Consider the following 25,825-nt stretch of genomic DNA (forward strand, 5'->3'; position numbering starts at 1 on the left):
GTGCAGCGCTCGCTGGGGATGCTCGTCGTGATGATCGGGGTGCTCGTCGCGGCCGTCGACGGCACCATCGTCGTGCTCGCCCTGCCCGCAATCCAGGCCGACCTCGGCATCTCCTTGTCGGCCGTCACCTGGGTGGTCGTCGGCTACCTGCTGGTCGTCACGGTGCTCGCGACGCAGCTCGGGCGGCTCGGCGACCTCTTCGGCCGGGTGCGGATGTACCGCGCCGGGTTCGCGGTGTTCGTCGCCGGCTCCGTGCTGTGCGCCCTGGCCTGGGACGCGGCGACGATCATCGCGTTCCGGCTCCTGCAGGGCCTCGGCGCGGCACTCATCGCGGCCAACAGCGGCGCGATCATCTCCGAGCTGTACCCGCCGGCCGAACGCGGCCGCGCCTACGGGTTCAACGCCCTCGGCTACTCCGTCGGCTCGGTGGTCGGCGTGCTGCTCGGCGGCGTCATCGTGACGTCGGTGTCGTGGCGCTGGATCTTCTGGATCAACCTGCCGATCGGCGTGGCCGCGCTGGTGCTGGCCGGGCGCGTCCTGCGCGACCGCGGCGAGCGGAAGCGCCGCCGGCTGGACGTCGCCGGCATGGTCACGCTCGGCCTGGGCCTGTTCGGCGTTTCGTGGGCGATGACGTCGCTGGCCGCGGAACCGCTGCGCTGGACACACTTCCTCTACCTGGTCGGCGGTCTCGTGCTGCTCGGCGTCTTCGTGGTGATCGAGCTGCGGCACCCGGACCCGACGGTGGACCTGTCGCTGTTCCGGATCCCCGCGGTCGCGCCGTCACTGCTGGCGTCGCTGCTCCAAGGACTCGGCAGCTTCGCGGTGCTGTTCCTGGTGATCATGTACCTGCAGGGCCCGCGCGGCCTGAGCCCGATCGACGCTTCGCTGCTGCTCCTGCCGGGGTACGTGCTGGGCGCGGCGGCCGGGCCGTATGCGGGACGCCTCGCCGACCGCCTCGGCCCGGTGCTCCCCGCAACCGCCGGACTGGGTCTTTCGGTCGTCGCGCTCGTGCTCTTCGCCCGGATGACCACGACGAGCAGCCTGTGGCTGCCCGCGCTCGGCAACGTCGTGATCATGATCGGCGGCAGCTTCTTCTACCCCGCCAACAGTTCGGCGGTGATGAAGGCCTGCCCGCCCGAGCGGCTGGGCATCGCCTCGGGCGTGCTGCGGACGTTCGCGAGCATCGGCATGGTCTTCTCGTTCACGACGGCGATCCTGGTGGCGGCCCAGGCGATCCCGCGCGGCACGGCGTTCGCGATCTTCGTCGGCTCGGCCGGCCTGGACGGTCCCCTCGCGACAGTGTTCACCGAAGGGCTGAGCACGGCTTTCTACACCTTGACGGTGATCATGCTCGCCGCCGCGGTCCTGTCCGCGATCCGCGGCCGCCGCACCGCGCCCGCGGTCTAACGGGCGCGGGCGGCGATGCCGTCCAGCACGCAGCCGAGGCCGAATTCGAAGACCTCTTCCGCGCTCCGGTCCTCGCCCTCGATCACCCGGCGCGAGAACTGCGGGTACTCGCCGCTCTCGATGACTTCGCGGATGTACGGGCCGACGCTCGCCTGCCACTGCTCCTTCGTCAGCCCCGACCGGCGCTGGGCCTGCAGCTCGGCCAGCTCCTGCGTCACCGTGCCGAAGACGTACGCCAGCACCACGTCCACCGCCCCCGCGACGAACGTGATGTCGCCGGTCAGCGGGGCCGCCGCCGTGAGGGCGGCTTCGTGGCGGCGCAGCGAGTTCGCCCCCAGCGCCGGGCGGCCGGGGATCTCGCCGCTCAGCCAGGGGTGCCGCAGCAGCGTCGCGCGGACCTGCCGGGCGACGCCCTCCAGGTCCGCGCGCCAGTCCCCGGTGAGCTCGGTGGCTTCGGCGCTCTTGACCTCGTCGATCATCAGGTCCAGCAGGTCGTCGCGGCTCGCGACGTAGCGGTAGAGCGACGCCGTGCCCGAGCCGAGGTCGGCCGCGACCCGGCGCATCGACAGCGCGGGCAGGCCTTCGGTGTCGGCGATGGTGATCGCCGTCCGCACGATCTGCTCGACGCTCGGGGCCTGGCGCCGCGGACTGCGCCGCTCCTTCGCCCAGACCAGCGCGGGCTCCTCCGCCATCGTCGTCCTCCCGGGTTCGTTGCGAACAGCGTACCTGATTGGCTACGGTGTATCCGTAGCGAGAACACCGTAGCCATAACTTGGGGGTAACCATGACTCGCGTGCTGATCGCCGGCGGCGGCACCGTCGGCCTGTCCACCGCGCTCTTCCTCGCCCACCACGGCGTGCGCGCGCTCGTCGTCGAACGCGCCGACGGCCCGTCCACGCACCCGCGCGCCACCGGCCTGAGCTTCCGCACCCTGGAGTTCCTCCGTCAGGCGGGGGTCGCCGACGCCGTCGAAGCGGTCGCCATCCGGCGCACCGCCACCCTCGGCAAGATCTACGCCCCCACGCTGGCCACGGCCGACCTGCCCGACACACCGCCCGCCGTGCCGAACACCCCGAACCTCGCCGCTTCCCGGCACAGCCCGAGCGTGCTGCGCGGCACCTGCCCGCAGGACCGGCTCGACTCGGTGCTCCTCGCCGCGGCGCGCGAACGCGGCGCGACCGTCGCGTACTCGACCACGCTCGTGTCGTTCGACCAGGACGACACCGGCGTCACGGCGGTCCTCGACGGCCCGGACGGGCGGCGCACGGAACGCGCCGAGTACCTGGTCGCGGCCGACGGCGGCCGCAGTGCGGTGCGGGCGGCGCTCGGCATCGGCACGACCGGGCCGGGTGCGCTCGGGAAGCCCCTGCTCAACATCCTCTTCCGCGCCGACCTGACGCCGTACACGAAGGGCCACCACTTCGCGAACTGCACGATCACGACGCCCGAGTCGCCCGGGATGCTGGTGACCGTCGACGCCGAGAAGGACTGGATCTTCCACACCGAGCTCGGCGACGAGCCGGTGGACGCGTTCCCGCCGTCGCGCTGTGCCGCGCTGATCCGGGCCGCCGTCGGTGTCCCCGACCTGGCCGTCGAGGTGCTGAGCGTGCTGCCGTGGCGGGTGCGCGGGCTGCTGGCCGACCGGTTCCGCGCCGGGCGCGTGTTCCTCGCCGGCGACACGGCGCACGCGGTGCCGCCGCTCGGGGCGTTCGGGGCGAACACCGGCGTGGCCGACGCGCACAACCTGGCCTGGAAGCTGGCCGCGGTGCTCGACGGCGTCGCGGGCCCGGCGCTGCTGGACACCTACGAAGCCGAACGCCGTCCGGTGGCGGCGCTGGCGCTCGACCAGGCGTTGCGGCGGCTCGAGGACCCCCGCCTGCACTGGGAGCAGGGCCCGTCCGCCGCGGCGGCCCGCGCGGCCGCCGGCGTCGTCAACGCCCCGGTCGTCCACCTCGGCTACCGCTACGACTCGGCGGCGGTGCTCGGCGCCCGGGCCGGGCTGCCGTCCACCGAGGACGTCGTGCTCGACGGGACACCCGGGTCACGGCTCCCCCACGCGTGGGTGTCACCCGAGGTGTCCACTTTGGATCTCGTCGGGCGTCGGCTGGCCCTGCTCACCGGGCCCGGTGCGGCACCGGCGGGTGACTACGACGTGCACGTCGTCGAGGACGAGGAATGGCTGCGCGACACGGGAATCGCGGACGGCGGCGCGGTGCTGGTGCGCCCGGACCACTTCATCGCGTGGCGAGGGCGGCCGGACGAGGCCGCCGGGGCGGCGGTGCGCGTCTTGGCTCGCTGACCGTTGTCCGCCGGCCGTCCCGGGAGGAAGGTGGACGCATGACGACCGCCGACGAGTTCCGGGCGCTGCACGAGCGGCCCGAGCCCTTCCTGCTGCCGAACCCGTGGGACGCCGGGACGGCCCGCCTGCTCGCGAGTCTCGGCTTCGACGCCCTGGCCACGACGAGCCTCGGCGTGGCCAACGTGGTGGGCCGGACCCGCGCGACCCGGGCGGAGGTCCTGGCCAACGTCCGGGAGATCGCCGAGGCGACACCCTTGCCGGTGAACGCCGATCTCGAGAACGGCTTCGCCGACGACCCGGCAGAAGCCGCGAAGACGATCGACGCGGCGGCCGACGCCGGCGCGGCCGGGGTGTCCATCGAGGACCAGTCGAGCGACCCGGACGCACCGATCTACGACTTCGGCCTGGCGGTCGACCGCGTCCGCGCGGCGGTGGAGACGGCCCGCGCCCGGTCGGTGGTGCTGACGGCCCGCACCGAGAACCAGCTGTGGGGCGCGAACGACTTCGCCGACACGATCAAGCGCCTGCAGGCCTTCGGCGAGGCGGGCGCGGACGTGCTGTACGCGCCGGGGTTGAAGACGCTGGACGAGATGCGCGCGGTGGTGTCCTCGGTGGACAAGCCGGTCAACGTGGTGATGGGGTTCGCCGACCCGTCGATCACGCTCGAGCAGCTGGCCGAGATCGGCGTCCGCCGCATCAGCATCGGCGCGGCCCTGTCCCGGCTGGCGTTGAAGTCCTTCATGGACGGAGCCCGCGAGATGCGCGCGGGCCGCTTCGGCTTCGTCGGCGACCTGCCGCCGATTTCGGAGCTGCAGCGGGCGTTCGGCTGACCCGGGTGGCACCCACCCGGGTCAGCCTCGGCCGTCAGCTACAACCGGACGTCGCGCCGCAGCCTTCGCAGGCGTAGCACGAGCCTGCCGGGCGCATCTTCGTTCCGCACGTCATGCACAGCGGGGCGTCCGCCGCCTTGCCGAGGCGCAGCTCCATCAGCTCCGTCGTCGTCTGGGCCTCGCGGTGCGGGTGCTCCGGCTCCTCCGCGTGCGGCTCCGGCGACGAGTCCACCGTGGAGCTCAGCGCCTCGAGGTCGACGCCTCCGCCGCCGTAGGTGGCCTCCACCTCCGCCGACCGCTCGTCCGCCGACAGGATGCCCAGCTGCGAACGCTTCTCGTACGGCAGGTAGTCCAGCGCCAGGCGGCGGAACAGGTAGTCCATCACGCTCGTCGCGATGCGGATGTCCGGGTCGTCGGTCATGCCCGCCGGCTCGAAGCGCAGGTTGGAGAACTTCGAGACGTAGAACTCGAGCGGGATGCCGTGCTGGAGGCCCACCGAGATCGACATCGAGAACGCGTCCATCACGCCGGCCAGCGTCGAACCCTGCTTGCCCAGCTTGACGAAGATCTCGCCGAGGCCGTCGTCCGGGTACGACCCCGCCGTCAGGTAGCCCTCCGCGCCGCCCACGGTGAAGGACACCGTCTGGCTCGGGCGCTTCTTCGGCAGGCGCTTGCGCACCGGCCGGTACTCGACGACCTTCTCCGGCTCCGCGGCCGCCTTCTCCTTCTTGGCCGTCGACAGCGGCTGGCCGACCTTGCAGTTGTCGCGGTAGATGGCCAGCGCCTTGAGACCGAGCTTCCAGCCCTGGAAGTAGATCTCCTCGACCTCTTCGACCGTCGCCGACTCCGGCATGTTGACCGTCTTCGAGATGGCGCCGGAGAGGAACGGCTGCACCGCGGCCATCATCCGGACGTGCCCCATCGGCGCGATCGAGCGCTCGCCGACCGCGCAGTCGAACACCTCGTAGTGCTCGGGACGCAGCCCCGGCGCGTCGACGACGTGGCCGTTCTGCGCCACGAACTCGACGATCGCCTCGACCTGCTCGGCCTGGTAGCCCAGCGCCTCGAGCGCGCGCGGCACCGTCTGGTTGACGATCTGCATCGAGCCGCCGCCGACGAGCTTCTTGAACTTCACCAGCGAGAAGTCCGGCTCGATCCCGGTGGTGTCGCAGTCCATCATGAAGCCGATGGTGCCGGTGGGCGCGAGCACCGACGCCTGCGCGTTGCGCCAGCCGTGCTTCGCGCCGATGTCGATGCCCTTCTTCCACTCCTCCGTCGCCAGCGCGCGGACCGCGGCGTCGTTCGAGTGGTAGGTGCGGACGAGCTCGTTCGCCGCCGCGTGCTTGCGCATCACGCGCTGGTGCGACTCGGCGTTGCGCGCGTAACCCTCGTACGCGCCGACGGCCTGGGCCATCTCGGCCGAGCGCCGGTACGAGACGCCGGTCATCAGCGACGTGATCGCCGCCGCGAGCGCGCGGCCGCCGTCGGAGTCGTACGCGTGGCCCAGCGCCATCAGCAGCGCGCCCAGGTTCGCGTAGCCGATGCCGAGCTGGCGGAACTTCCGCGTCGTGTCGGCGATCGGCTCGGTCGGGAAGTCCGCGAAGCAGATCGAGACGTCCATCGCCGTGATGACGAATTCGACGGCGCGCGCGAACAGCGGCGCGTCGAACGTGCCCTCGGGCGTGACGAACTTGAGCAGGTTCAGCGAGGCGAGGTTGCAGCTCGAGTTGTCGAGGTGCATGTACTCGCTGCACGGGTTCGACGCGGTGATCCGGCCGGACTCCGGGCAGGTGTGCCAGTCGTTGATCGTGCCGTCGTACTGGATGCCGGGGTCGGCGCACTCCCACGCCGCCTGGGCGACGCTGCGGAACAGCTTCTTCGCGTCGGTCCGGTCGATGACCTCGCCGGTGAGCCGGGCGCGCAGGCCGAACTCGGCGCCGTTCTCGACCGCCTGCATGAACTCGTCGGTCACGCGGACCGAGTTGTTCGCGTTCTGGTACTGCACCGAGGAGATGTCCGCGCCGGAGAGGTCCATGTCGAACCCGGCGTCGCGCAGGACCTTGATCTTCTCCTCTTCGCGCGCCTTCGTCTGGACGAATTCTTCGATGTCCGGGTGGTCGATGTCGAGCACGACCATCTTGGCCGCGCGCCGGGTGGCGCCGCCGGACTTGATGGTGCCCGCGGACGCGTCGGCGCCGCGCATGAACGAGACCGGGCCGGACGCGGTGCCGCCGGAGGTCAGCAGCTCCTTCGAGGAGCGGATGCGGGAAAGGTTCAGGCCCGCGCCGGAGCCGCCCTTGAAGATGAGGCCCTCCTCGCGGTACCAGTTGAGGATCGACTCCATGGTGTCGTCGACGGCGAGGATGAAGCAGGCGCTGACCTGCTGCTTCGACGACGTGCCGACGTTGAACCAGACCGGGGAGTTGAAGCTGAAGACCTGGTGCAGCAGCATCCAGGTGAGCTCGTGCTCGAAGATCTCGAGGTCCTGCGGCGTGGCGAAGTAGCCGTGGTCGCGCGCAGCCTTGACGTAGGTCTTCACGACGCGGTCGATGAGCTGCTTGAGGCTGCGCTCGCGCTGCGGGCTGCCGACGGCGCCGCGGAAGTACTTGCTGGTGACGATGTTGGTGGCGTTGACCGACCAGGACGACGGGAACTCCACGCCGCGCTGCTCGAAGTTGACCGAGCCGTCGCGCCAGTTCGTCATCACGACGTCGCGCTGTTCCCAGGTCACCTGCTCGTAGGGGTGCTTCCCCTCGGTGGTGAAGACGCGCTTCACGCTCAGCCCGCCGGTCGCCTTGCTCTTCTTGCCGGCGGCCGTGCCGGCCCCGGTTCCCACGGTTTCGGTCATCGGTCGAACCCTCACTCCCGCAGCGGGACGGTCAATCGCCGTCTTCGCGCTGATCGCTCTCCTCCGGGGCAGCAGTACCCGCCATGGCCTCACGAAGATCGGCTATCTCCTTCTCGAAGTCCTCGACCGAGGAGAAGGAGCGGTAGACGCTGGCGAACCGGAGGTAGGCGACCCCGTCGAGCTCACGCAGCGGGCCCAGGATGGCCAGGCCGACCTCGTGACTCGGGATCTCCGCCAAGCCGGCGGAGCGGATCGACTCCTCCACGCGCTGCGCGAGCTGCTGCAGCGCGTCGTCGTCGACCGGCCTGCCCTGGCAGGCGCGGCGGACGCCGCTCACCACCTTGTCCCGGCTGAACTGTTCGGTGACCCCGGACCGCTTGACGACGGCGAGCACCATCGTCTCCGACGTCGTGAACCGCCGTCCGCAGGACGCACACGAGCGCCGCCTGCGGATCGCCTGGCCTTCATCCACCTCTCGGGAGTCGACGACCCGGGAGTCCGCATGCCGGCAGAACGGGCACCTCATCCGCCGATCACCTTCCCCTCATCGCCGGCCGCCCCGGTCGACGTCCTCGCGGCCACCATGCACCCCTGCACCTGGTGATCGTTTTGTGGACATCCGGTGGGTAAAAGCCGACCAGCTGTGGACAACTGCTGCCCAGTCTACCCCAACCTGTGGACCAACTACAGCGGTGTAACTACTACATATAGCGGGCGAGCGTAGAACTCGAAGGGGGCGTGCGCAAGCGACGGGGCCGGGGCAAAACTCGCTCGGGTGAGGTTCGGCCGGCCGGCGTGGGAGGACTGGGGCGTGCCCTGCCCGCGGGCGGACCGCCGCGACGCGACAGTGGGGGCGACGTCACCCAGGTGGAGCAGCGGAACCGGCGCTCCGGACACCTCGGGCCCACCCGGCGGAACACCGCTTCCCCCGCACTCGGCAGCTTCACCGGAGCGGGTGATTTTCGGTGGGCGGTCATCGGCAGCGGGGCGTCACGGCGCGGGAACGGCGTCGGCGACCGGGACCGTCAGCGGCAGCCCGGGCACCAGGACGGCTTCGTCCAGGCGGTTGAGCTCCTTGATCCGGGCGACGACCGCGCTCGCGTCGCTGCCCGGCGCGAACCGCTCGGCCAGCGAAGAAAGGGTGTCGCCCTGGCCGACCGACACCGTCGCGGTCCGCGCCGGCACCGGGGCGTTCGCGGCGACGCCGCCGCCGAAGAGTCCCAGCCCGGTGACCACGAGGCAGCTCGCGACGGCGAGCCCGGCCAGCCACGGCCACCGCACCGGCACCCGGCGGGGCGCCGCGCACGGGGCACCGGCCGGCCGGCGGCCCGCGACGACCCGCGCGCGTGTCGGCGGGCGCTGGACCTCGCCGCGGCGCCCGCGCAGGACGCGGACGGGCCGGGGTGGCGCCGGGACCGGGGTCGCCGGGCGGGCGTGCCCGCGTTCGGCCAGAATGGACATCCGAACCTCCTCGAAACCCTGGTGTCCGCCTGTTTCCGGGACCGGTGCCGGCCCGTGGATCAAGGTCGAACAAGCGTTCTATCGAACGCCCGTGCGAAGGTCTACCACCTACCACCGACAAAATCGAGCGGACACGGCGTGTCGATCGAACAGATGTTTGAAATCGGCGTGCCCGGGGGCTAACGTCGGTGACCAGGGCATCTGCCGGGCAGATGCCGCCGGCGAGGCTGCCCGCACCCGGCGGGCGGCGGCCGGCGCGCGATACGTGCAGCGAACGTCTGGGAGGCGACGCAGTGGCGAAGGAGAACAAGGCGGGCAGGACCAGTGGGTCCCCCGGCGGCAGCGTGCACTCCATGCCGGAGGTGTACGACGTCGACGAGACCCTCACCGTCCGCCAGCAGCAGGTGCTCGACGTGATCCGCTCGTGGGTGAGCCGGTTCGGCTACCCGCCGAGCGTCCGGGAGATCGGCGAGGCGGTGGGGCTGACGTCGACGTCGTCGGTCTCGCACCAGCTGCGGGCGTTGCAGCGCAAGGGTTACCTGCGCCGGGACGCGAACCGTCCCCGCGCGGTCGGCGTGCTCTCGGCGACCGACGACAACCCCATGGGCATCGAGATGGACCAGCAGCCGGTCATGCCGAAGGCGGCGTACGTGCCGCTGGTCGGCCGGATCGCCGCGGGTGGCCCGGTGCTGGCCGAGCAGGCCATCGAGGACGTCTTCCCGCTGCCGCGGGAGATCGTCGGCGAGGGCGAGCTGTTCCTGCTCAAGGTCACCGGTGACTCGATGATCGACGCGGCCATCACCGACGGCGACTGGGTCGTGGTCCGGCAGCAGCCGGACGCGGACAACGGCGAGATCGTCGCGGCGATGATCGACGGCGAGGCGACGGTCAAGACGTTCAAGCGCAAGGGCGGCCACATCTGGCTGATGCCGCACAACGAGGCGTACGACCCGATCCCCGGCGACGACGCGACGGTGCTCGGCAAGGTCGTGGCGGTGCTCAGGCGCCTCTGAGGAATGCCTTCCGGGCTTTCGCACGGCTCGGAAGCTTCACCGGATCGGATGATCTTGGCCGTGGGGAGCCGAGATCCGGGAGCCAACCCGGTCGCGGTGCGGTGGGTGGACGGGAAGCCCGGCCCTGTCCGCCGCCGCGCCGGCTGAGGTTTCCTTCGCGCGGTGCGCAGGACTGCGCGGCCCGAGCGGCCGCGCCCCGCACCGCGCGAAGGACGGCTTTCTCGCCAGACAGCGGTGAACGCGCGGAATGAAAACGGCCGCGCGCACGGAAGTCAGCCCGCCGGAACCCGAACTCGCTCAGCCGCGACGGCGGCGCAGTCTGCTGAACCCGAACCACCCGAGCCCCACCACCGCGACCGCGATCCCCGCCGCCGGCAGGACCGGTACTCCCCCGCCGTCCGATGATCCGCCGCTCGCGCTCGAAGCGGGCTTGCCGTCCGAAGCCGACACGGGAGGAGCCGACGCCGCCGCACCGCGGATCGCGCGGATCGGCTCGCCGACTCTTTCACTGCCCGACAGCAACGTCCCGTCGGGGTCGAACGCGATCGCCTCGCCCTGCTTCTCCCCCGGCAACGGGATCCGGGTCGGCGTCCGCTGCAGCGCCGCCAGCACATCGCCGTCCGGGGCCGCGTAGACATACGCGTCGTTGTAAGTCCGCAGTGCCACCACGGTTCCGTCCGCCGAAGACGCGCCGCCCGTCACCAGGACCGAGCCGAACGACCCCACCGGGCCGCCCGGCGTGTCGGTCTCCGAGATCTTCACCGTGCCGACCTTCTCCAGGTTGGTCGGCCCGGGACTGGCCAGCGGACCCGACGGCCGGTACACGCGAGCTTCGCCGAGGATGTCCTTGGTGATCAGGTACGGCGTCCCCGCCTTGTCCATGATCAGCGCTTCGGTGTCGTGCTGCCCGTCCGGGTACGTGAGCCGGTGCACCGTCACCTTGCCCGCCGGGCTCATTTCCAGCAGCGCGACCGTCAGCCGGCCCTTCTTGTTGTCGCCGGTGTCGGACAGCCAGAGCGTTCCGTCGGGAGTCCGGGCCAGGTCCTCGACGTCGAACGGGTCCGTCTTGTCCGTGAAGACCTTCTGGACCTTGCAGTCCCGGCCCAGGACGAACACCTGGACCTTCGACCCGCCGTCGTTGATCGCGTAGAGCTTCGAACCGTCGGAGACCAGGCCGGACAGCTCGCCGATCCGCGAGTCCTTCATCGTGCACAACGGCTCCGGAGCGGCCGGAGCCGCGGAAGCCGGGACCGGCCCGCTCAAAAGCGCGAAGAACCCCGCCGCAAGAGCGACCACCCAGCGCACCCAGCCACCTCCGTAGTGTGCGAACTCGCTGCCCGCACACTACGGAGACGTCTCAGGCCCTGGTCGAGTTGGTCTCGTACTCGCGCAAAGCCGCGGCGAAGTCCGGGCGGACCCGCACCAGCAGGCGCGTGCCGTCCTCGACGTGCTCCTCTTCGAGCACCTCGCCGTCCGCGTGCGCCCGCGCGACCAGCTCGCCGCGCGTGTAGGGCACGAGGACCTCCACCGTGACCTCCGGCCGCGGCAGGCGGTCGGCGAGCACCTCGACGAGCTCCGCGATGCCCGCCCCGGTCCGCGCCGAGACCGGCACCGAGCCGGCCAGCGCGTGCCGCAGCCGGGCGAGGCTGACCTCGTCGGACGCGTCGATCTTGTTGATCACCAGCAGCTCCGGCGGGAGCGGCTCCTTGCGCTTGCGCGTGATCTCGCCGAGCACCTCGCGCACGGCGCTGACCTGCTCCTCCGGCGCCGGGTCGGACCCGTCGACCACGTGCACCAGCAGGTCCGCGTCCGCGGCCTCTTCCAGCGTCGAGCGGAACGCGTCCACCAGCTGGTGCGGCAGGTGCCGCACGAACCCGACGGTGTCGGTCAGCGTGTAGGTGCGCCCGTCCGCGGTCTGCGTGCGCCGCGTGGTCGGGTCGAGGGTGGCGAACAGCGCGTCCTCCACCAGTACCCCGGCCCCGGTCAGCGCGTTGAGCAGGCTCGACTTGCCGGCGTTGGTGTAGCCGACGATCGCCACGCTGGGCACCTCGTTGGCCAGTCGCCGCCCGCGCTTGGTCTCGCGGATGGTGTCCATGGCGGCGATCTCGCGACGCAGCTTCGCCACGCGCTTGTTGATCCGCCGCCGGTCGGTCTCGAGCTTGGTCTCACCGGGACCACGCAGGCCCACGCCGCCGTTCGCGCCACCCGCGCGGCCACCGGCCTGCCGGGACAGCGACGCACCCCACCCGCGCAGGCGCGGGATCAGGTACTGCAGCTGGGCCAGCTCGACCTGGGCCTTGCCCTCCTTGGACCGGGCGTGCTGGGCGAAGATGTCGAGGATCAGGGCGGTCCGGTCGATGACCTTGACCTTGACCTTCTCCTCGAGCTGCCGCAGCTGGCCCGGCGAGAGCTCGCCGTCGCAGATCACGGTGTCGGCGCCGGTGGACACGACGATGTCGCGCAGCTCCCTCACCTTGCCCGACCCGATGTAGGTGGCCGGGTCCGGCTTGGGACGCCGCTGGATGAGACCTTCGAGGACTTCGGAGCCCGCCGTCTCGGCCAGGCGCGCCAGCTCGGCCAGCGACGCCTCGGACTGCAGGGCCGTGCCCTCGGTCCACACGCCGACCAGCACGACGCGTTCCAGCCGCAGTTGGCGGTACTCGACCTCGGTGACGTCCTCGAGCTCCGTGGACAGTCCCCTGACCCGGCGCAGCGACGCCCGGTCCTCGAGCTCCATCTCGCCTGTCGACGGGTCTCCGTCGTACAGGTCGTCGTCGTGGTCTTCGGTGTGTGTCAGTTCTGTCATCGTGCCTCCATGGTCCCACGATTCGCCGCGGGAACCGAACTTTTACGTGCTGGGATAGGTGGCGAGGTAGATCGCGGTGCGCTTCGCGCCGGGACGACGGGGGCGCGCGCGGAACTCCTCGAGCAGCGATTCGAGCCGGTTTTCCAGCTCCTCGCGCTCCTCAGGGGCCACCTGGACGACGAGGCGCGTCTGCTGCACGTCCTCGAACCCGGTTTCGGCGATCTCGGCCAGATAGGCCTCGAGCACCGCCTGCTTCACACCCTGATCACCGCATGAGTCGAGTGTCCACGACAGTCCCGTCGAAAGATACGGAATTTCCTTCGCGCCCCGGGCTCCGCGGCGCGGCGGCTGTGCGACCAGAAACCCGGTTTCGACGAGCTTGCGCACGTGGTGCAGGGTCGTCGCGGGGTCCCGCCCGAGCCGCCCGGCGAGCTCCTTGTTCGTGAGCGCCTCCGAGAAGGTCAACCGGATGATGCGCAGCCGTATTCCGGAGGCCATTGCGGCAGCCTCGGCTTCGGTCGCGGCACGTCGTTTCTCAGCGGACACGCGCACAGCCTAGAGCGAACAGTGATTGACACTTTCCAATCACTCGCGCCAGACTCGATCCCATGTCCAGGGGGTCATCACTCTTCTTCCACGCCGACTTCAGGCGGCTGTGGGCCGGCGACACGGCCAGCCAGTTCGGCTCGTTCGTCGGCAACACCGCCGTCCCGCTGCTCGCGGCCGTGACGCTGGCCGCGACGCCGTTCGAGATGGGCCTGCTCACCGCGGCCGAAACGCTCGCGTTCCTGCTGCTCGGGCTGCCCGCCGGAGTCTGGGTCGACCGGCTGAGCCGCCGCCGGGTCATGCTCACCGCCGACTTCACCCGCTTCGCGCTGCTGCTGAGCGTGCCGATCGCCTGGTGGGCGGGGGTGCTGACGCTCGCGCAGCTGCTGGTCGTCGTGCTGCTCGTGGGCATCGCGACGCTGTTCTTCGACATCGCCTACCAGTCGTACCTGCCCTCGCTCGTCGGCCGGGAGCACCTGCTGGAGGGCAACGCCAAGCTGCAGGCCGTCCAGTCGGTCGCGCAGATCGCCGGGCCGAGCGCCGCCGGTGTGCTGGTCCAGCTGGTCACCGCCGCGAGCACCGTGCTGATCACCGGCTTCGGCTACCTGACGTCGGCGCTGTTCCTGCTGCGCATCCGCGCGAGAGAGCCCGAGCCGGACCGCGGCCCCCGGACCCGGCTGCTCCCGCAGATCGCCGAAGGGCTGCGGTTCGTCTTCTCCGACGGGCCGCTGCGGGCGACCGTGGGCACGACGGGGATGGCGAACTTCTTCGGCGGCGCCTTCACCGCCGTGTACGTGCTGTTCCTGACGCGGACCGTCGGGCTGGCGCCGGCCGCGGTCGGCGTGCTGCTGGCGGTCAGCGGCGCCGGCGGGATCGTCGGCGCGCTCTGCTCGGGCGCGATCACCCGGCGGATCGGCCAGGCGCGGTCGATCTGGCTGGTGCCGCTGTGCACGTTGCCCGGCCACCTGGTGCTCCCGCTCGCCGCGTCGGGCTGGCGGCTCGGGCTCGCCGGGATCGGCGGGGCGATCGGCTGGTTCGGGATCACGATCTACAACGTCGCCGCGGTCTCCTACCGCCAGGCGATCTGCCCGGACCGGCTGCTCGGCCGGATGAACGCCAGCGTGCGGTTCGTCGTCTGGGGCGTGATCCCGCTCGGCGGGCTGCTGGGCGGCGCGCTCGGCGAGGGCCTCGGGCTGCGCGGGGCGTTGTGGGTGGCCGTGGCCGGCGAGGTGGCCGCGGTGCTGTGGGTGGTCTGCTCGCCGCTGCGGCACATGCGCGATCTGCCGACCGAGGCGAAAAGCGGTTCTCCGGCCGCCTAGAGTTGATTCATGAGTACCCCATACGAGCGCCCGCGAGTCCCGGACAAGGTCGGTGTCGACGGTCTGGAGGCCAAGTGGGTACCCGTATGGGAGTCCACCGAGGCCTACCGGTTCGACCGCACCAAGACCCGGGACGAGGTCTACTCGATCGACACCCCGCCGCCGACGGTCAGCGGGTCGCTGCACATCGGGCACGTCTTCTCCTTCACCCAGACCGACATCGTCGCGCGGTTCAAGCGGATGCGCGGGCTCGAGGTGTTCTACCCGATGGGCTGGGACGACAACGGCCTGCCGACCGAACGCCGGGTGCAGAACCACTTCGGCGTCCGCTGCGAGCCGTCGCTGCCCTACGACCCGGACTTCCGGCCGCCGGAGAAGCCGGGCAAGGACGTCGTGGCGATCTCGCGCCGGAACTTCGTCGAGCTGTGCGAAACCCTGACCGAGACCGACGAGAAGGTGTTCGAACAGCTGTGGCGGCAGCTCGGGCTGTCGGTCGACTGGACGATGACCTACCAGACGATCGGGCACGACTCGCGGCTGATCTCGCAGCGCGCGTTCCTGCGCAACCTCGAGCGCGGCGAGGCGTACCAGGCCGAAGCGCCGACGCTCTGGGACGTCAGCTTCCGCACGGCGGTGGCCCAGGCCGAGCTGGAGGACCGCGAACGCCCGGGCGCGTTCCACGACCTCGCGTTCACGGCCGGAGACGGCTCCGACGTCGTCATCGCGACGACCCGGCCGGAACTGCTGCCCGCGTGCGTCGCGCTGGTCGCGCACCCGGACGACGAACGCTTCAAGCCGCTCTTCGGGAAGTCCGTGCGGACGCCGGTGTTCGGCGTCGAGGTGCCCGTGGTGGCGCACCACCTGGCGGACCCGGAGAAGGGCCGCGGCATCGCGATGGTGTGCACGTTCGGCGACACCACCGACGTCACGTGGTGGCGTGAGCTGCGCCTGGCGACGCGGGTGGTGCTGGGCCGCGACGGCCGGTTCCTGCCCGACGCGCCGCACGGCGTCCCGGCGGAGGCGTACGCGCCGCTGGTGGGCAAGACCGTCCACACGGGACGCGAGATCATGGTGCGCCTGCTGCGCGAAACCGGGGCCCTGCACGGGGAACCGCGGCCGATCACGCACTCGGTGAAGTTCTACGAGAAGGGCGACAAGCCCTTGGAGATCGTCGCGAGCCGGCAGTGGTACCTGCGCAACGGCGGCAACGACGAGGCGTTCCGGGCCCGCATGCTGGCCCGGGGCGACGAACTGAACTGGGTGCCGAAGCACATGAAGGTGCGCTACTCGTCGTGGGTCGAGAACCTGGCCGGCGACTGGCTGGTCAGCCGCCAGCGGTTCTTCGGCGTGCCGATCCCGTTGTGGTACCGGCTCGACGCGACTGGCGAGCCCGACTACGACGCGCGGCTGCTGCCGGACGACTTGCCGGTCGACCCGAGCAGCGACGTCCCGCCGGGCTTCACCGAGGACCAGCGCGGCGTCCCGGGCGGGTTCGTCGCCGAAGCGGACGTGATGGACACGTGGGCGACGTCGTCGCTCACCCCGCAGATCGTCGGCCGGTGGAGCCTCGACGACGACCTGTTCGAGCGGGTGTTCCCGATGGACCTGCGGCCGCAGGCGCACGAGATCATCCGCACCTGGCTGTTCTCGACGGCGGTGCGCGCGGAGCTGGAACACGGCGTGCTGCCGTGGCGGGCGGCGTCGATCGCGGGCTGGGTGCTCGACCCGGACCGCAAGAAGATGTCGAAGTCCAAGGGCAACGTGACGACGCCGGTGGACATGCTGGAGCGCTTCGGTTCCGACGCGGTCCGCTATTGGGCGGCGAGCGCGCGCCCCGGCGTCGACACGGCGGTGGACGAAGGCCAGATGAAGGTCGGCCGCCGCCTGGCGACGAAGCTGCTCAACGCGAGCCGGTTCGTGCTGGGCCTGGGCGTGCCTTCTCCGGCTGCCGTGGCCACCGAGCCGCTCGACCGGGCGCTGCTGGCGTCGCTGGCGGTCGTCATCGAGCAGGCGACGGCGGCGTTGGAGGCCTTGGACTACGCGCGGGCGCTGCAGGTGACGGAGACGTTCTTCTGGACGTTCTGCGACGACTACGTCGAGCTGGTGAAGGGCCGCGCGTACGGCGACAGCGGCCCGGCGGGAGCTTCGTCGGCCCAGGCGGCACTGGTGACGGCGTTGTCGGCGGTGCTGCGGCTGCTCGCGCCGTTCCTGCCGTTCGCGACCGAGGAGGTCTGGTCGTGGTGGCAGGAGGGTTCGGTGCACCGGGCGTCCTGGCCCACGGCATCGGCGTCCGACGGCGACGCGGAGCTGCTGACGCTGGCGGGCGAGGTGATCGCGGCGGTGCGCCGGGCGAAGACGGACGCGAAGGTGTCGATGCGCACGGCGGTGGAGACGCTGACGGTGACGGGCCCGGCCGAGGTGCTGACGCGGTTCACGGCGATCGAGCCGGACATCCGCGTCGCGGGGGTGATCGCGGACGTCAAGACGGGCGAAGGCGAGTTCGCACTCGAAGCAAAGGTCGGCGGCTGACGCAGGTGGGTCGCCGTCAGGAACCGGCGGCGGCCCACCAGGCTTCGTCGATCTCGCCGCGTGCCACGATCTCCGCCGGGCCCGACAGGGTCGACGCGCCGCGGGAGACCGTCACCTCGACCCGGCCGCCCGGGATGTCCACTGTGGATGCTCCGGTGTCCGTGCCCGCCAGGTGGAAGGCCGCGGCCACCGCGGCCACCGTGCCCGTTCCGCACGCCCGGGTCTCCCCCACCCCGCGCTCGTGCACGCGCATCCGCAGCGCGCCCTCGCCGAGGCGGTTGACGAACTCGAGGTTGACCCCGTGCGGGAAGACGTCGTGGTCGAAGTCGGGCTGGTCGCGCAGGTCGAGGTCCGCCACGTCGTCGTCGATCAGCGACACCAGGTGCGGATTGCCGACGTTCACCGCCACACCGGAAAACGGCCGGCCGGCCACCACCGTCACCGACGTGCCGGTGATCGTCGCCGGACCCATCCCGACGGTCACCGAGCGATCCGGGTGCACCACCACCGGGCGGTCGCCGGCGCGGGTGCCGATGACGAACTCGCCCTCGGTCTCCAGGCCCGATTCGACGAGGTAGCGAGCGAAGACGCGCACGCCGTTGCCGCACATCTCGGCGATCGACCCGTCGGCGTTGCGGTAGTCCATGAACCACTCGCCCGCGGACTCGACGTCCAGCGCGGCGGCGCGGACGACGCGCAGCACGCCGTCGGCCCCGAGACCGCGGTGGCGGTCGCACAGCGCGGCGACCCTGGCCTCGGTCAGATCGAGGCGGCCCGCCGCGTCGGGGAGCAGCACGAAGTCGTTCTGCGTGCCGTGCCCCTTGAGGAACTCGATTCCGCCCATGGGGGCAAGATTACCGGCCCAGGGTATCCAGGACGCGTGCGGCCAGCCCGGGCTCCGCGCCGTCGTACCAGTGGATCCGCTTGTCACGCCGGAACCAGGACCGTTGCTTCCGGACGAAGCGCCGTGTGGCCTGCGCCGTCGCCGCGGCGGCCGCCTCGAAGTCGCCTTCGCCGTCCAGCTCGGCGAGCACCTGCTGGTAGCCGAGCGCCCGCGACGCCGTCTTCCCGTCCCGCAGGCCGCGCTCGGTCAGCGCGCGGACTTCGTCGACCAGCCCGGCCTCGAACATCCGCCGGACGCGCTCGTTCACGCGCTCGTCGAGCTCCTCGGGCTCGCGGTCGACGCCGATGACAACCGTGTCGTAGCGAGCCGGGCCGGGCTTGGGCAGGTTCGCCGAGAACGGTTCGCCGGTGAGCTCGATGACCTCGAGCGCACGCACGATCCGACGTGTGTTGGTCGGCAGGATCGCGGCCGCGGCGGCCGGATCGCGTTCACCCAGCCGGGTGTACAACGCGGGCGTGCCGAGCGAGACGGCCTCCGCGTCCAGCCGGGCGCGCACGGCCGGGTCGGTGCCCGGGAACCGCAGGTCGTCGAGCACGGCCTGGACGTAGAGACCGGACCCGCCGGCCAGCACCGGCACCTTGCCGGCGGCCAGCAGGCGCTCCATCTCGGCGCGCGCGGCGCGCTGGTAGGCCGCGACGGACGCCGTCTCGGTGACGTCCAGGACGTCGAGGAGGTGGTGCGGGACGCCGCGGCGCTCGGCAGCGGTGGCCTTGGCGGTGCCGATGTCCATGCCCCGGTAGAGCTGCAGCGCGTCGGCGTTGACGACCTCGCCGCCCAGCTCCAGCGCCAGCTCCACGGCCAGCGCGGTCTTGCCGGTGGCCGTCGGCCCGACCACCGCCACAGGACGGGTTCCGGGCGGCGCGGCGGGGCTGGTCACGGCGGCTGACGATACCGGCGGGCCGCCACGGAGCGTCCACCGGAAGTAGGATCACGAGCTTCGAGTGGCCCATCCAGTACCACGGTGCGCGCTGAGCTGCTTGAATGCCGCGTGGGGCCGTAGCATCCGAGCACGGCCCGTGACGACCGCACTACCCGGCCCCGCTTCCGCGGCGGGGCGCCCGCACCAGCGGGCGTACAGGCGATAAGGAGCCTGCGATGGCCCAGGAGAACACTTCCACCGGTACCCCGGCCCCGCACCCGGTGCCGCACGCGCTGCACGCCGGGCACGCCGCCCCGCCCGTGCCGCTCGCCGAGCCCACCCCGTCCACCTGGGGCCGCATCGACGACGAGGGCACCGTCTACGTCCTCACCGCCGAGGGTGAACGCGCGGTCGGCGTCTGGCAGGCGGGCAGCCCCGACGAGGGACTGGTGCACTACGCCCGCCGCTTCGACGACGTGCGCACCGAAGTCGAGCTGCTGGAGACCCGGCTGGCCTCCGGGGCCGGCGACCCGAAGCACGCGCTGTCGAGCGCCACCCAGATCCGCGACGGGCTGGCCGAGGCCGCCCTGGTCGGCGACCTGGCCGCGCTCGCCGCGCGGCTGGAGTACGTCATCGGGCACGCCGAGAAGGCACTGGCCAGCGCGAAGCAGGAGCGCGAGGTCGCCAGGGCAGCCGCCGTCGCCCGGAAGCAGGAGCTGGCCGAGGAGGCCGAGAAGATCGCCGCCGACTCCACCCAGTGGAAGGCGGCGGGCGACCGGCTGCGCGCGATCCTCGACGAGTGGAAGACGGTCAAGGGCGTCGACCGCAAGACCGACGACGAGCTGTGGAAGCGGTTCTCCAAGGCCCGCGAGGGCTTCAACCGGCGGCGGGGCTCCCACTTCGCCGAGCTGGACAAGCAGCGCGCCTCGGCCAAGACGCGCAAGGAAGAGCTCATCGCCGAGGCCGAGGCCATCAGCGAGTCCGAGGACTGGGGCGAGACCGCGGGTCGCTACAAGGACCTGATGACCGAGTGGAAGGCCGCCGGCCGCGCCCCCAAGGACAGCGACGAGGCGCTGTGGCAGCGGTTCCGCGCGGCGCAGGACAAGTTCTTCGCCCGCCGGTCCGCGGTGTTCTCCGAGCGTGACGCGGAGTTCACGCAGAACGCGACCCGCAAGGAAGAGCTGCTGGTCGAGGCCGAGAAGATCGACGCGGCCGCGAACCTGGAAGCCGCGAAGAACGCGCTGCGCAAGATCCAGGAGCAGTGGGACGAGATCGGCAAGGTCCCGCGCGAGCGGATCCGCGAGCTGGACGGCAGGCTGAAGGCGGTCCAGGACGCGGTGAAGTCGGCCGAGGACAGCCGCTGGCGCCGCACGGACCCGGAGGCCCAGGCCCGGGCCGCCCAGTTCCGCGAGCGCGTCGAGCAGTTCGAGTCCCAGGCGGCGAAGGCCCGTGCCGCGGGCGACGAGCGCCGGGCGAAGAAGGCCGACGAGCAGGCTGCTCAGTGGCGCGAGTGGCTGCAGGCCGCGGAGGCCGCGGTCGCCGACCGCTGAGGTTCGGGGCCGGCTTGTCCACAAGGCCATCGTGATGTGGACAAGCCGGCTGCTCGGCTGCGTTTCCGGCCGGTCACGTCGGTGGGCGCCGATACGCTGGAAGCGCGGCCGCCCCCAGGAAGGGCGAGGGCCTCGTGCGAGCCATCGATGCCCGACCGGTGACCGCGTCGGTATGAACGAACCAGGCGGGACACGGCTAAAAAGTCGCCCCCGTTGCTAGTCGTGGTCGACCAGCCCGCGCCGATCGGGCGCTGCCCGGCGCCCACGCCGCCAGTCACCAAGTGGCCTCCCTGTCCGGTCGGCGATGTGCCACATCGCCGACCGCTGAGGTGTGAGGCCGGCTGCGTTTCCGGCCGGTCGCGTCGGTGGGCGCCGATACGCTGGAAGCGCGGCCGCCCCCAGGAAGGGCGAGGGCCTCGTGCGAGCCATCAATGCCCGACCGGGGACGACGCCCGCTGCCCAACACCGAACCAAAACTGCGAGCCCGGGTTCGGCGGTAATCGGACGGTTAACGCGTCACCCGAAGCGGTGTGACGCGCTGCACGGCCAGGTGGCATCCGGCGCTTTCCGGCGTCACCAGTGCTCCACTTCGATCATGAGCAAGACATCGAACCTCGTGTCCGCACTGGTCATCGCCTGCACCGTCGCGCTCGCCGCCCCGACCGTCGCGCTCGCGGCCGGTGGCCCGGCCCCCGCCGCCGTCCAGGGGCACAAGAAGCACAAGGCCAAGCTCGAAGCCAAAGCCGACAAGACCCGCGTCAAGGTCGGCGAAGAGACGAAGATCAAGGGCTCGTTCGCCGACCTCGGCGGGCAGGAAAGCCTCTCCGGCGGGGAACCCGTCATCGTCCAGCAGCTCAAGGCCGGCGTCTGGGTGAATCTGACCACCGGGACCTGCAAGCCCAACGGCGTGTTCAAGTTCAGCGTCAGCTTCACGATCCGCGCGAACGTCACGCTCCGGGTCTTCCACCCGGAAACCGAGCTCTACGTCGGCGTCGTGTCGAGCCTGATCGGCATCGTGGTGATCTAGTCCCGCGAGAACGCGGTCCGCATCCACGACACCGCGAGGCAGATCATCGCGATCCAGGCGATGATCAGGCCGTACCCGGGTCCGCCGCCCGCGGCTCCGCCGGCGTGCGACGACTGCTGCGACCAGATGGCCAGCAGCCCGTCCACCGAAGCGAACCAGCCGCCGGCGGCGCACACCCAGGCCAGCCACCACCGGCGCGTCACCAGCGCCAGCGCCGACGCGAGGATGCCGACGGCGGTCGACGTCGCCGCGAACAGCTGCGGGATGCCGCCGCCCTCGCCGGCCAGCACCTGCCAGCCCGCGTGGTCGCCGACCCACGGCAGGGCCAGGCAGATCAGCAGCACGAACGTGAACACGGCGATGGTGAACCCGCGCCGACCCAGCTCGACGGTGCGCGACGCGCGGTCGCCCACCTCGTCGATCTCGGCGGCCAGCTCGGCCAGCTCACCGTTGCCCTTTGACTCCGTCACAGCGCACACCCGCTCACCGGCTCCGGCTGCGCGGCCGGGGCACCGAAGCCTGGCAAGCCCAGCGTGACGCCGCTCGTCCTCGGCCGGAGCCCCGCCTCCGCGTTGTCGCCGGCCCGCGTCCGCCGGTGGGACAGCAGGTCACCGTCGGCGACCAGGTGGTGCGGGGCGCCGTAGGTGACGACCGTCTCGACGACGTCACCAGGGCGGACCTGCGCGTCGCCCGGGGTGAAGTGCACCAGGCGGCCGTCGCGGGCGCGGCCGCTCATCCGGTGCGTCTCGGCGTCCTTGCGGCCTTCGCCCGCGGCGACGAGCAGCTCGACCCGGCGGCCGACGATCTTCTTGTTCTCTTCCCAGGAGATCGCGTTCTGCAGCTCGACCAGGCGCTCGTAGCGCTCCTGCACGACGGCCTTGGGCAGCTGGTCCGGCATCGTCGCGGCCGACGTGCCGGGGCGGATCGAGTACTGGAAGGTGAAGGCGCTGGAGAAGCGGGCCTGCGCCACGACGTCCAGGGTCGCCTGGAAGTCCTCCTCGGTCTCGCCGGGGAAGCCGACGATGATGTCGGTGGTGATGGCCGCGTCCGGCATCGCCGCGCGGACCTCGTCGAGGATCTTCAGGAACCGAGCCGAGCGGTAGGACCGCTTCATCTCCCGCAGCACCCGGTCGGAGCCGGACTGCAGCGGCATGTGCAGCTGGTGGCAGACGTTCGGCGTCTCGGCCATCGCCTCGATGACGTCGGACGTGAAGGCGGCCGGGTGCGGCGAGGTGAAGCGCACGCGCTCGAGGCCGTCGATGGCCCCGGTCGCGCGCAGCAGCTTCCCGAACGCCAGCCTGTCGCCGAATTCGACGCCGTAGGAGTTCACGTTCTGGCCGAGCAGGGTGACTTCGAGCACGCCTTCGGCGACGAGCGCCTCGACCTCGGCGAGGATCTCACCGGGCCGCCGGTCGCGTTCCTTGCCGCGCAGGGCGGGCACGATGCAGAAGGTGCAGGTGTTGTTGCACCCGACCGAAACGGACACCCAGCTCGCGTAGGACGATTCGCGCCGAGCGGGCAGCGTGGAGGGGAAGGTCTCGAGCGATTCGAGGATCTCGACCTCGGCCTCGGCGTTGTGCCGGGCGCGCTCCAGCAGCGTGGGCAGCGACCCGATGTTGTGCGTCCCGAAGACGACGTCGACCCAGGGCGCCCGCTTGACGATCTCCCCGCGATCCTTCTGCGCGAGACACCCGCCGACGGCGATCTGCATCCCGGGGTTGGCGACCTTGTCGGGGCGCAGGTGGCCGAGGGTGCCGTAGAGCTTGTTGTCCGCGTTCTCCCGGACGGCGCAGGTGTTGAACACGATGAGGTCGGGCTTGGCCCCGTCTTCGACAGGGGCGTACCCGGCTTCCTCGAGCTGCCCGGCGAGCCGCTCCGAGTCGTGCACGTTCATCTGGCAGCCGAAGGTGCGGATCTGGTACGCCCTGGGTGCCTGTGTCTCGGTCATCGGCTTCCAGGGTAGCCCCCGCCTCAGCAGGTAAAGCCGCCCCCTGCCTGCTGGTTCTTCCTGGCTGCGGACGGTTCGCCGGAAACTTCGGACCTCCGCTCGCCGACTGGCCTCGAAAGAAGCGCGCGGCCGCTCGCTCGAACATTGCCTCTTCCAGTTCCTCGCCGGCGTCGACATCTTCCTGGCCGGGATCGCCACCCTGCAATAGACCGGTCAGTCGTCACCGGAGTCCGTCAGCCATCCCCAGATCAGCGCGACGGACCCGGCTTCACCCGCCAAGCTGTACAGGTCCACGGCGGTTTCCCAGGCCTGCCGGGCCTCCCCGCGCCGGCCCGCCCGTTCCAGGGCGACTCCGAGGTTCCGCCACGCTCCGCCTTCGCTGTGACCGTCGCCGGCTTCGCGGAAGAGGTCCACCGCACGCTGGTGGGCGTCGATCGCTTCGTCGAACCTTTGCAGTGCCTGCAGAGCGGCGCCGATGTTGTTCCAGGCCTGGCCTTCGCCGTGCCGGTCGTCGGCTTCGCGATGCAGGACCGCGGCGCGCCGGTAGCCGTCGAGAGCTTCGTCGTACCGTTCGAGAGACTGCTGCAGGTTCGCGAAGTTGACCAACCCGGCGGCGAGACCGTGCCCGTCCCCGACCGCTTGCAGGAGGCTCAGGGCATGCCGGTACGCGGCGGCTGCCTCGTCGAACCGTCGCAGTCCCGCCAGTGCGTTCCCGAGGTTGACCGACGACGCGCCTTCGCCGCGCCGGTCGCCGACCTCTCGCCGCAGGAGCACCGCCTGCCGATGGGCGTCGACCGCCTCGTCGAAGCGCCGCACCCGCTCCAGCGCATTACCCAGGTTGTTCCAGGTTTCGCCTTCGAGCCGGCGGTCGCCGACCTTCCGGACGTGACGCAACGACTGACGGTGGGCGTCGACCGCTTCAGTGAACCGCCGGGCGTCCTGCAAGGCGATACCGAGGTTGCTCCACGCGGCGGCCGAGCTTTCCGGGTCACCGAGACGCGCGGCCGCGTCCACGGCGCAGGTCGCCACCGTGACCCAGTCGGTGATGTGCCGCCGCAGCGCGAGGTACTCGCTCGAGTAGGTGCCGATCACGAAGGTCGGTCGCGGACGGCCCGCCTCGTGAGCGTGCGCAACGGCGGCCACGAGGTTCGCGTGCTCGGCGTCGAACCAGTCCAGCGCGTCCCGGCGGCCGGTGAACCGGTTGACGACGGGCTGGCCCGGCAGCGCGCGGAGGTGCCCGTCCGCCACCATGACCGTCCAGGCGTAGTGCTCGAGCAGGCGGACCGTGGCCTCTTCGGCGTTGCCGGGTTCGAGGTGCTCCGACGCGTAGCGGCGAACCAGATCGTGGAGCTGCCACCGGCCCGCGGGTGTCTGCTGCAGCAGCGACGCCGCGCGCAACGTGCGCAGTCGCGGCGCGACGACCGCGGCGGCCACATCGGCCAGCGCGGCCACGGTGTCCGTGGCGAGGTCGGGACCGGCGTTGACCGTCAGCAGCGGCAGCAAAGCCGCGGCGTCCGGGTCCCGGCCCCGGAGCCGGCTCCACGAACGCTCGAACGCGGCGGCGACCGTGGTCTCGCCGTGGCGTACCCGGTGGGGTCCGGGGCCGTCGGCCGCGGTCAGTTCGGCGACCAGCTCGGCGATGCCCAGGCTCGGTTCGTCGGCCAGGATCGAGGCCGTGATGCGGACCGCCAGCGGAAGAGCTCCGCACACGGCGACCAGCCGCGACACCGCGTCCGGATCCGCGGACGCGCGCCGGTCTCCCGGCAGGCGCCGCGTGAGCACCTCGCCCAAGAGTTGCGCGCCGTCGGCGGCGGTCAGCACGTCGAGGACGAGATCGTCCGCACCGGGCAGGCCGAGGGTGTCCCGGGTGGTCACGAGCGCCCGGTGGGCGCGCTGCCGCGGCAGCAGGTCCTGCACCTGCTGACCGGCCGAGACGTTGTCGAGCACCAGGAGGACCCGCCGCGCTCGGCCGGCGAGCTCGTCGAGGAGCTGGTGGAACGCCGTCGCCCGCTCGTCGGCCGTGGCCGGGAGGTCGCCGGCCGGAACGCCGAGCACCCGCAGGAGGGATCCGAACACCTGCCGCGGCCGGACCTGGTCTTCGTCGGGGTCGTACCCGCGCAGGTCGACGAACAGCACGCCGCCCGGGAACCAGCCTCGCCCGGCCGCGATCGCCGCGACGTGCCGGGCCAGGGCGGTCTTGCCGACCCCGCCCATCCCGGCGATCGCCGACACCACGACCGCACCCGGGCCGCGCCCGGCGGCGTCGAGCAGCCGAAGCAGCTGCTCGACCTGGCCGTCACGGCCGACGAACAGCTCACGCACGTCTCCGCTGCCGAGGGCCGTCACGACCGCGGCGGCACCGGCCACGGCAGCCTGGTGCACGATCAGGTCGCGGCCGACGACGCCGGCGGCGACACCTCCGGGCGCGGCGTTCACCTGCGAAGAGACGTGCTGAGCGGGCGCAGCTCCGGGCGCGGGG

20 protein-coding genes are annotated in these 25,825 nt (G+C 71.6%); 8 read left to right on the plus strand and 12 right to left on the minus strand.

What is annotated here, in order from left to right; genetic code table 11:
- Positions 1-1,407, plus strand: a complete 1,407-nt coding sequence (locus QSK39_RS42210; protein ID WP_285483408.1) for an MFS transporter — start codon at positions 1-3, stop codon at positions 1,405-1,407.
- Here the strand turns inward: QSK39_RS42210 and QSK39_RS42215 are convergent.
- A complete protein-coding gene (locus tag QSK39_RS42215; RefSeq protein ID WP_285483409.1) occupies positions 1,404-2,099 on the minus strand; it encodes a TetR/AcrR family transcriptional regulator C-terminal domain-containing protein in 696 nt (231 codons plus the stop codon). The genes QSK39_RS42210 and QSK39_RS42215 overlap by 4 nt on opposite strands.
- 92 nt (positions 2,100-2,191) lie before the next feature.
- Here QSK39_RS42215 and QSK39_RS42220 point away from each other — a divergent pair, with 92 nt between their 5' ends.
- The gene (locus tag QSK39_RS42220; protein ID WP_285483410.1) at positions 2,192-3,706 is read left to right on the plus strand and encodes an FAD-dependent oxidoreductase; all 1,515 of its coding nucleotides are present in this window, start codon (positions 2,192-2,194) and stop codon (positions 3,704-3,706) included.
- Positions 3,707-3,744: 38 nt separating this feature from the next.
- Positions 3,745-4,536 (plus strand): isocitrate lyase/PEP mutase family protein, encoded by a 792-nt coding sequence (locus tag QSK39_RS42225; RefSeq protein ID WP_285483411.1) that lies wholly within the window; start codon positions 3,745-3,747, stop codon positions 4,534-4,536.
- Positions 4,537-4,570: 34 nt separating this feature from the next.
- Here the strand turns inward: QSK39_RS42225 and QSK39_RS42230 are convergent, their stop codons facing one another.
- The 3 genes from QSK39_RS42230 to QSK39_RS42240 all read right to left on the minus strand — a co-directional run bounded on the left by QSK39_RS42230 (position 4,571) and on the right by QSK39_RS42240 (position 8,845).
- Entirely contained in the window at positions 4,571-7,384 is a 2,814-nt protein-coding gene (locus QSK39_RS42230) for a vitamin B12-dependent ribonucleotide reductase (RefSeq protein WP_285483412.1), read from the minus strand.
- A 31-nt stretch (positions 7,385-7,415) separates the two neighbouring features.
- Positions 7,416-7,910, minus strand: a complete 495-nt coding sequence (gene nrdR, locus QSK39_RS42235; RefSeq protein ID WP_284741110.1) for a transcriptional regulator NrdR — start codon at positions 7,908-7,910, stop codon at positions 7,416-7,418.
- Between the two features lie 464 nt (positions 7,911-8,374).
- Positions 8,375-8,845 (minus strand): LysM peptidoglycan-binding domain-containing protein, encoded by a 471-nt coding sequence (locus QSK39_RS42240; protein ID WP_285483413.1) that lies wholly within the window; start codon positions 8,843-8,845, stop codon positions 8,375-8,377.
- A gap of 353 nt (positions 8,846-9,198) precedes the next feature.
- Here QSK39_RS42240 and lexA point away from each other — a divergent pair, with 353 nt between their 5' ends.
- On the plus strand, positions 9,199-9,858 hold the full coding sequence (gene lexA, locus QSK39_RS42245) for a transcriptional repressor LexA (protein ID WP_285483414.1): 660 nt from the start codon (positions 9,199-9,201) through the stop codon (positions 9,856-9,858).
- 297 nt (positions 9,859-10,155) lie between these two features.
- On the opposite strand, the gene QSK39_RS42250 is transcribed toward lexA, so the two are convergent.
- Genes QSK39_RS42250 through QSK39_RS42260 form a run of 3 tightly spaced genes read right to left on the minus strand, consistent with a single transcriptional unit; the run spans position 10,156 to position 13,210 of the window.
- Complete coding sequence (locus tag QSK39_RS42250; protein ID WP_285483415.1) at positions 10,156-11,163, minus strand: esterase-like activity of phytase family protein; 1,008 nt, start codon at positions 11,161-11,163, stop codon at positions 10,156-10,158.
- Between the two features lie 52 nt (positions 11,164-11,215).
- Positions 11,216-12,664, minus strand: coding sequence for a GTPase HflX (gene hflX, locus QSK39_RS42255; protein WP_285483416.1), 1,449 nt, complete (start codon positions 12,662-12,664; stop codon positions 11,216-11,218).
- A gap of 42 nt (positions 12,665-12,706) precedes the next feature.
- Positions 12,707-13,210: an ArsR/SmtB family transcription factor gene (locus tag QSK39_RS42260; RefSeq protein WP_285483417.1), complete on the minus strand. Its 504-nt coding sequence runs from the start codon at positions 13,208-13,210 to the stop codon at positions 12,707-12,709.
- Between the two features lie 62 nt (positions 13,211-13,272).
- Between QSK39_RS42260 and QSK39_RS42265 the strand changes: the two genes are divergently transcribed.
- Together QSK39_RS42265 and valS are read left to right on the plus strand one after the other, a co-directional pair.
- On the plus strand, positions 13,273-14,529 hold the full coding sequence (locus QSK39_RS42265; protein WP_285483418.1) for an MFS transporter: 1,257 nt from the start codon (positions 13,273-13,275) through the stop codon (positions 14,527-14,529).
- Between the two features lie 9 nt (positions 14,530-14,538).
- Positions 14,539-17,058 (plus strand): valine--tRNA ligase, encoded by a 2,520-nt coding sequence (valS, locus tag QSK39_RS42270; RefSeq protein ID WP_285483419.1) that lies wholly within the window; start codon positions 14,539-14,541, stop codon positions 17,056-17,058.
- A gap of 16 nt (positions 17,059-17,074) precedes the next feature.
- Here valS and dapF read toward each other — a convergent pair whose 3' ends face one another.
- Positions 17,075-17,902, minus strand: a complete 828-nt coding sequence (dapF, locus tag QSK39_RS42275; RefSeq protein ID WP_285483420.1) for a diaminopimelate epimerase — start codon at positions 17,900-17,902, stop codon at positions 17,075-17,077.
- Positions 17,903-17,912: 10 nt separating this feature from the next.
- Positions 17,913-18,839 carry a tRNA (adenosine(37)-N6)-dimethylallyltransferase MiaA gene (gene miaA / locus QSK39_RS42280; RefSeq protein WP_285483421.1) on the minus strand — a complete coding sequence of 309 codons (927 nt, stop codon included), beginning with the start codon at positions 18,837-18,839 and terminating at the stop codon, positions 17,913-17,915.
- A 218-nt stretch (positions 18,840-19,057) separates the two neighbouring features.
- On the opposite strand from miaA, the gene QSK39_RS42285 reads away from it, so the two are divergent.
- On the plus strand, positions 19,058-20,371 hold the full coding sequence (locus QSK39_RS42285) for a DUF349 domain-containing protein (protein WP_285483422.1): 1,314 nt from the start codon (positions 19,058-19,060) through the stop codon (positions 20,369-20,371).
- A 595-nt stretch (positions 20,372-20,966) separates the two neighbouring features.
- Entirely contained in the window at positions 20,967-21,398 is a 432-nt protein-coding gene (locus QSK39_RS42290; RefSeq protein ID WP_285483423.1) for a hypothetical protein, read from the plus strand.
- On the opposite strand, the gene QSK39_RS42295 is transcribed toward QSK39_RS42290, so the two are convergent.
- From QSK39_RS42295 to QSK39_RS42305, 3 genes are all read right to left on the minus strand, one after another.
- Complete coding sequence (locus tag QSK39_RS42295) at positions 21,395-21,868, minus strand: Rv2732c family membrane protein (RefSeq protein ID WP_285483424.1); 474 nt, start codon at positions 21,866-21,868, stop codon at positions 21,395-21,397. The two genes, QSK39_RS42290 and QSK39_RS42295, sit on opposite strands and share 4 nt — an antisense overlap.
- Positions 21,865-23,346, minus strand: a complete 1,482-nt coding sequence (miaB, locus tag QSK39_RS42300) for a tRNA (N6-isopentenyl adenosine(37)-C2)-methylthiotransferase MiaB (RefSeq protein WP_285483425.1) — start codon at positions 23,344-23,346, stop codon at positions 21,865-21,867. The genes QSK39_RS42295 and miaB overlap by 4 nt, the downstream gene beginning before the upstream one ends.
- Positions 23,347-23,559: 213 nt before the next feature.
- Positions 23,560-25,782 carry an ATP-binding protein gene (locus QSK39_RS42305; RefSeq protein WP_285483426.1) on the minus strand — a complete coding sequence of 741 codons (2,223 nt, stop codon included), beginning with the start codon at positions 25,780-25,782 and terminating at the stop codon, positions 23,560-23,562.
- Between the last annotated feature and the right edge of the window lie 43 nt (positions 25,783-25,825).

Origin of the sequence: Amycolatopsis sp. NBRC 101858 (genome assembly GCF_030269325.1) — a bacterium.
In the GTDB taxonomy this organism is placed as follows: Bacteria; Actinomycetota; Actinomycetes; order Mycobacteriales; family Pseudonocardiaceae; genus Amycolatopsis; species Amycolatopsis ponsaeliensis.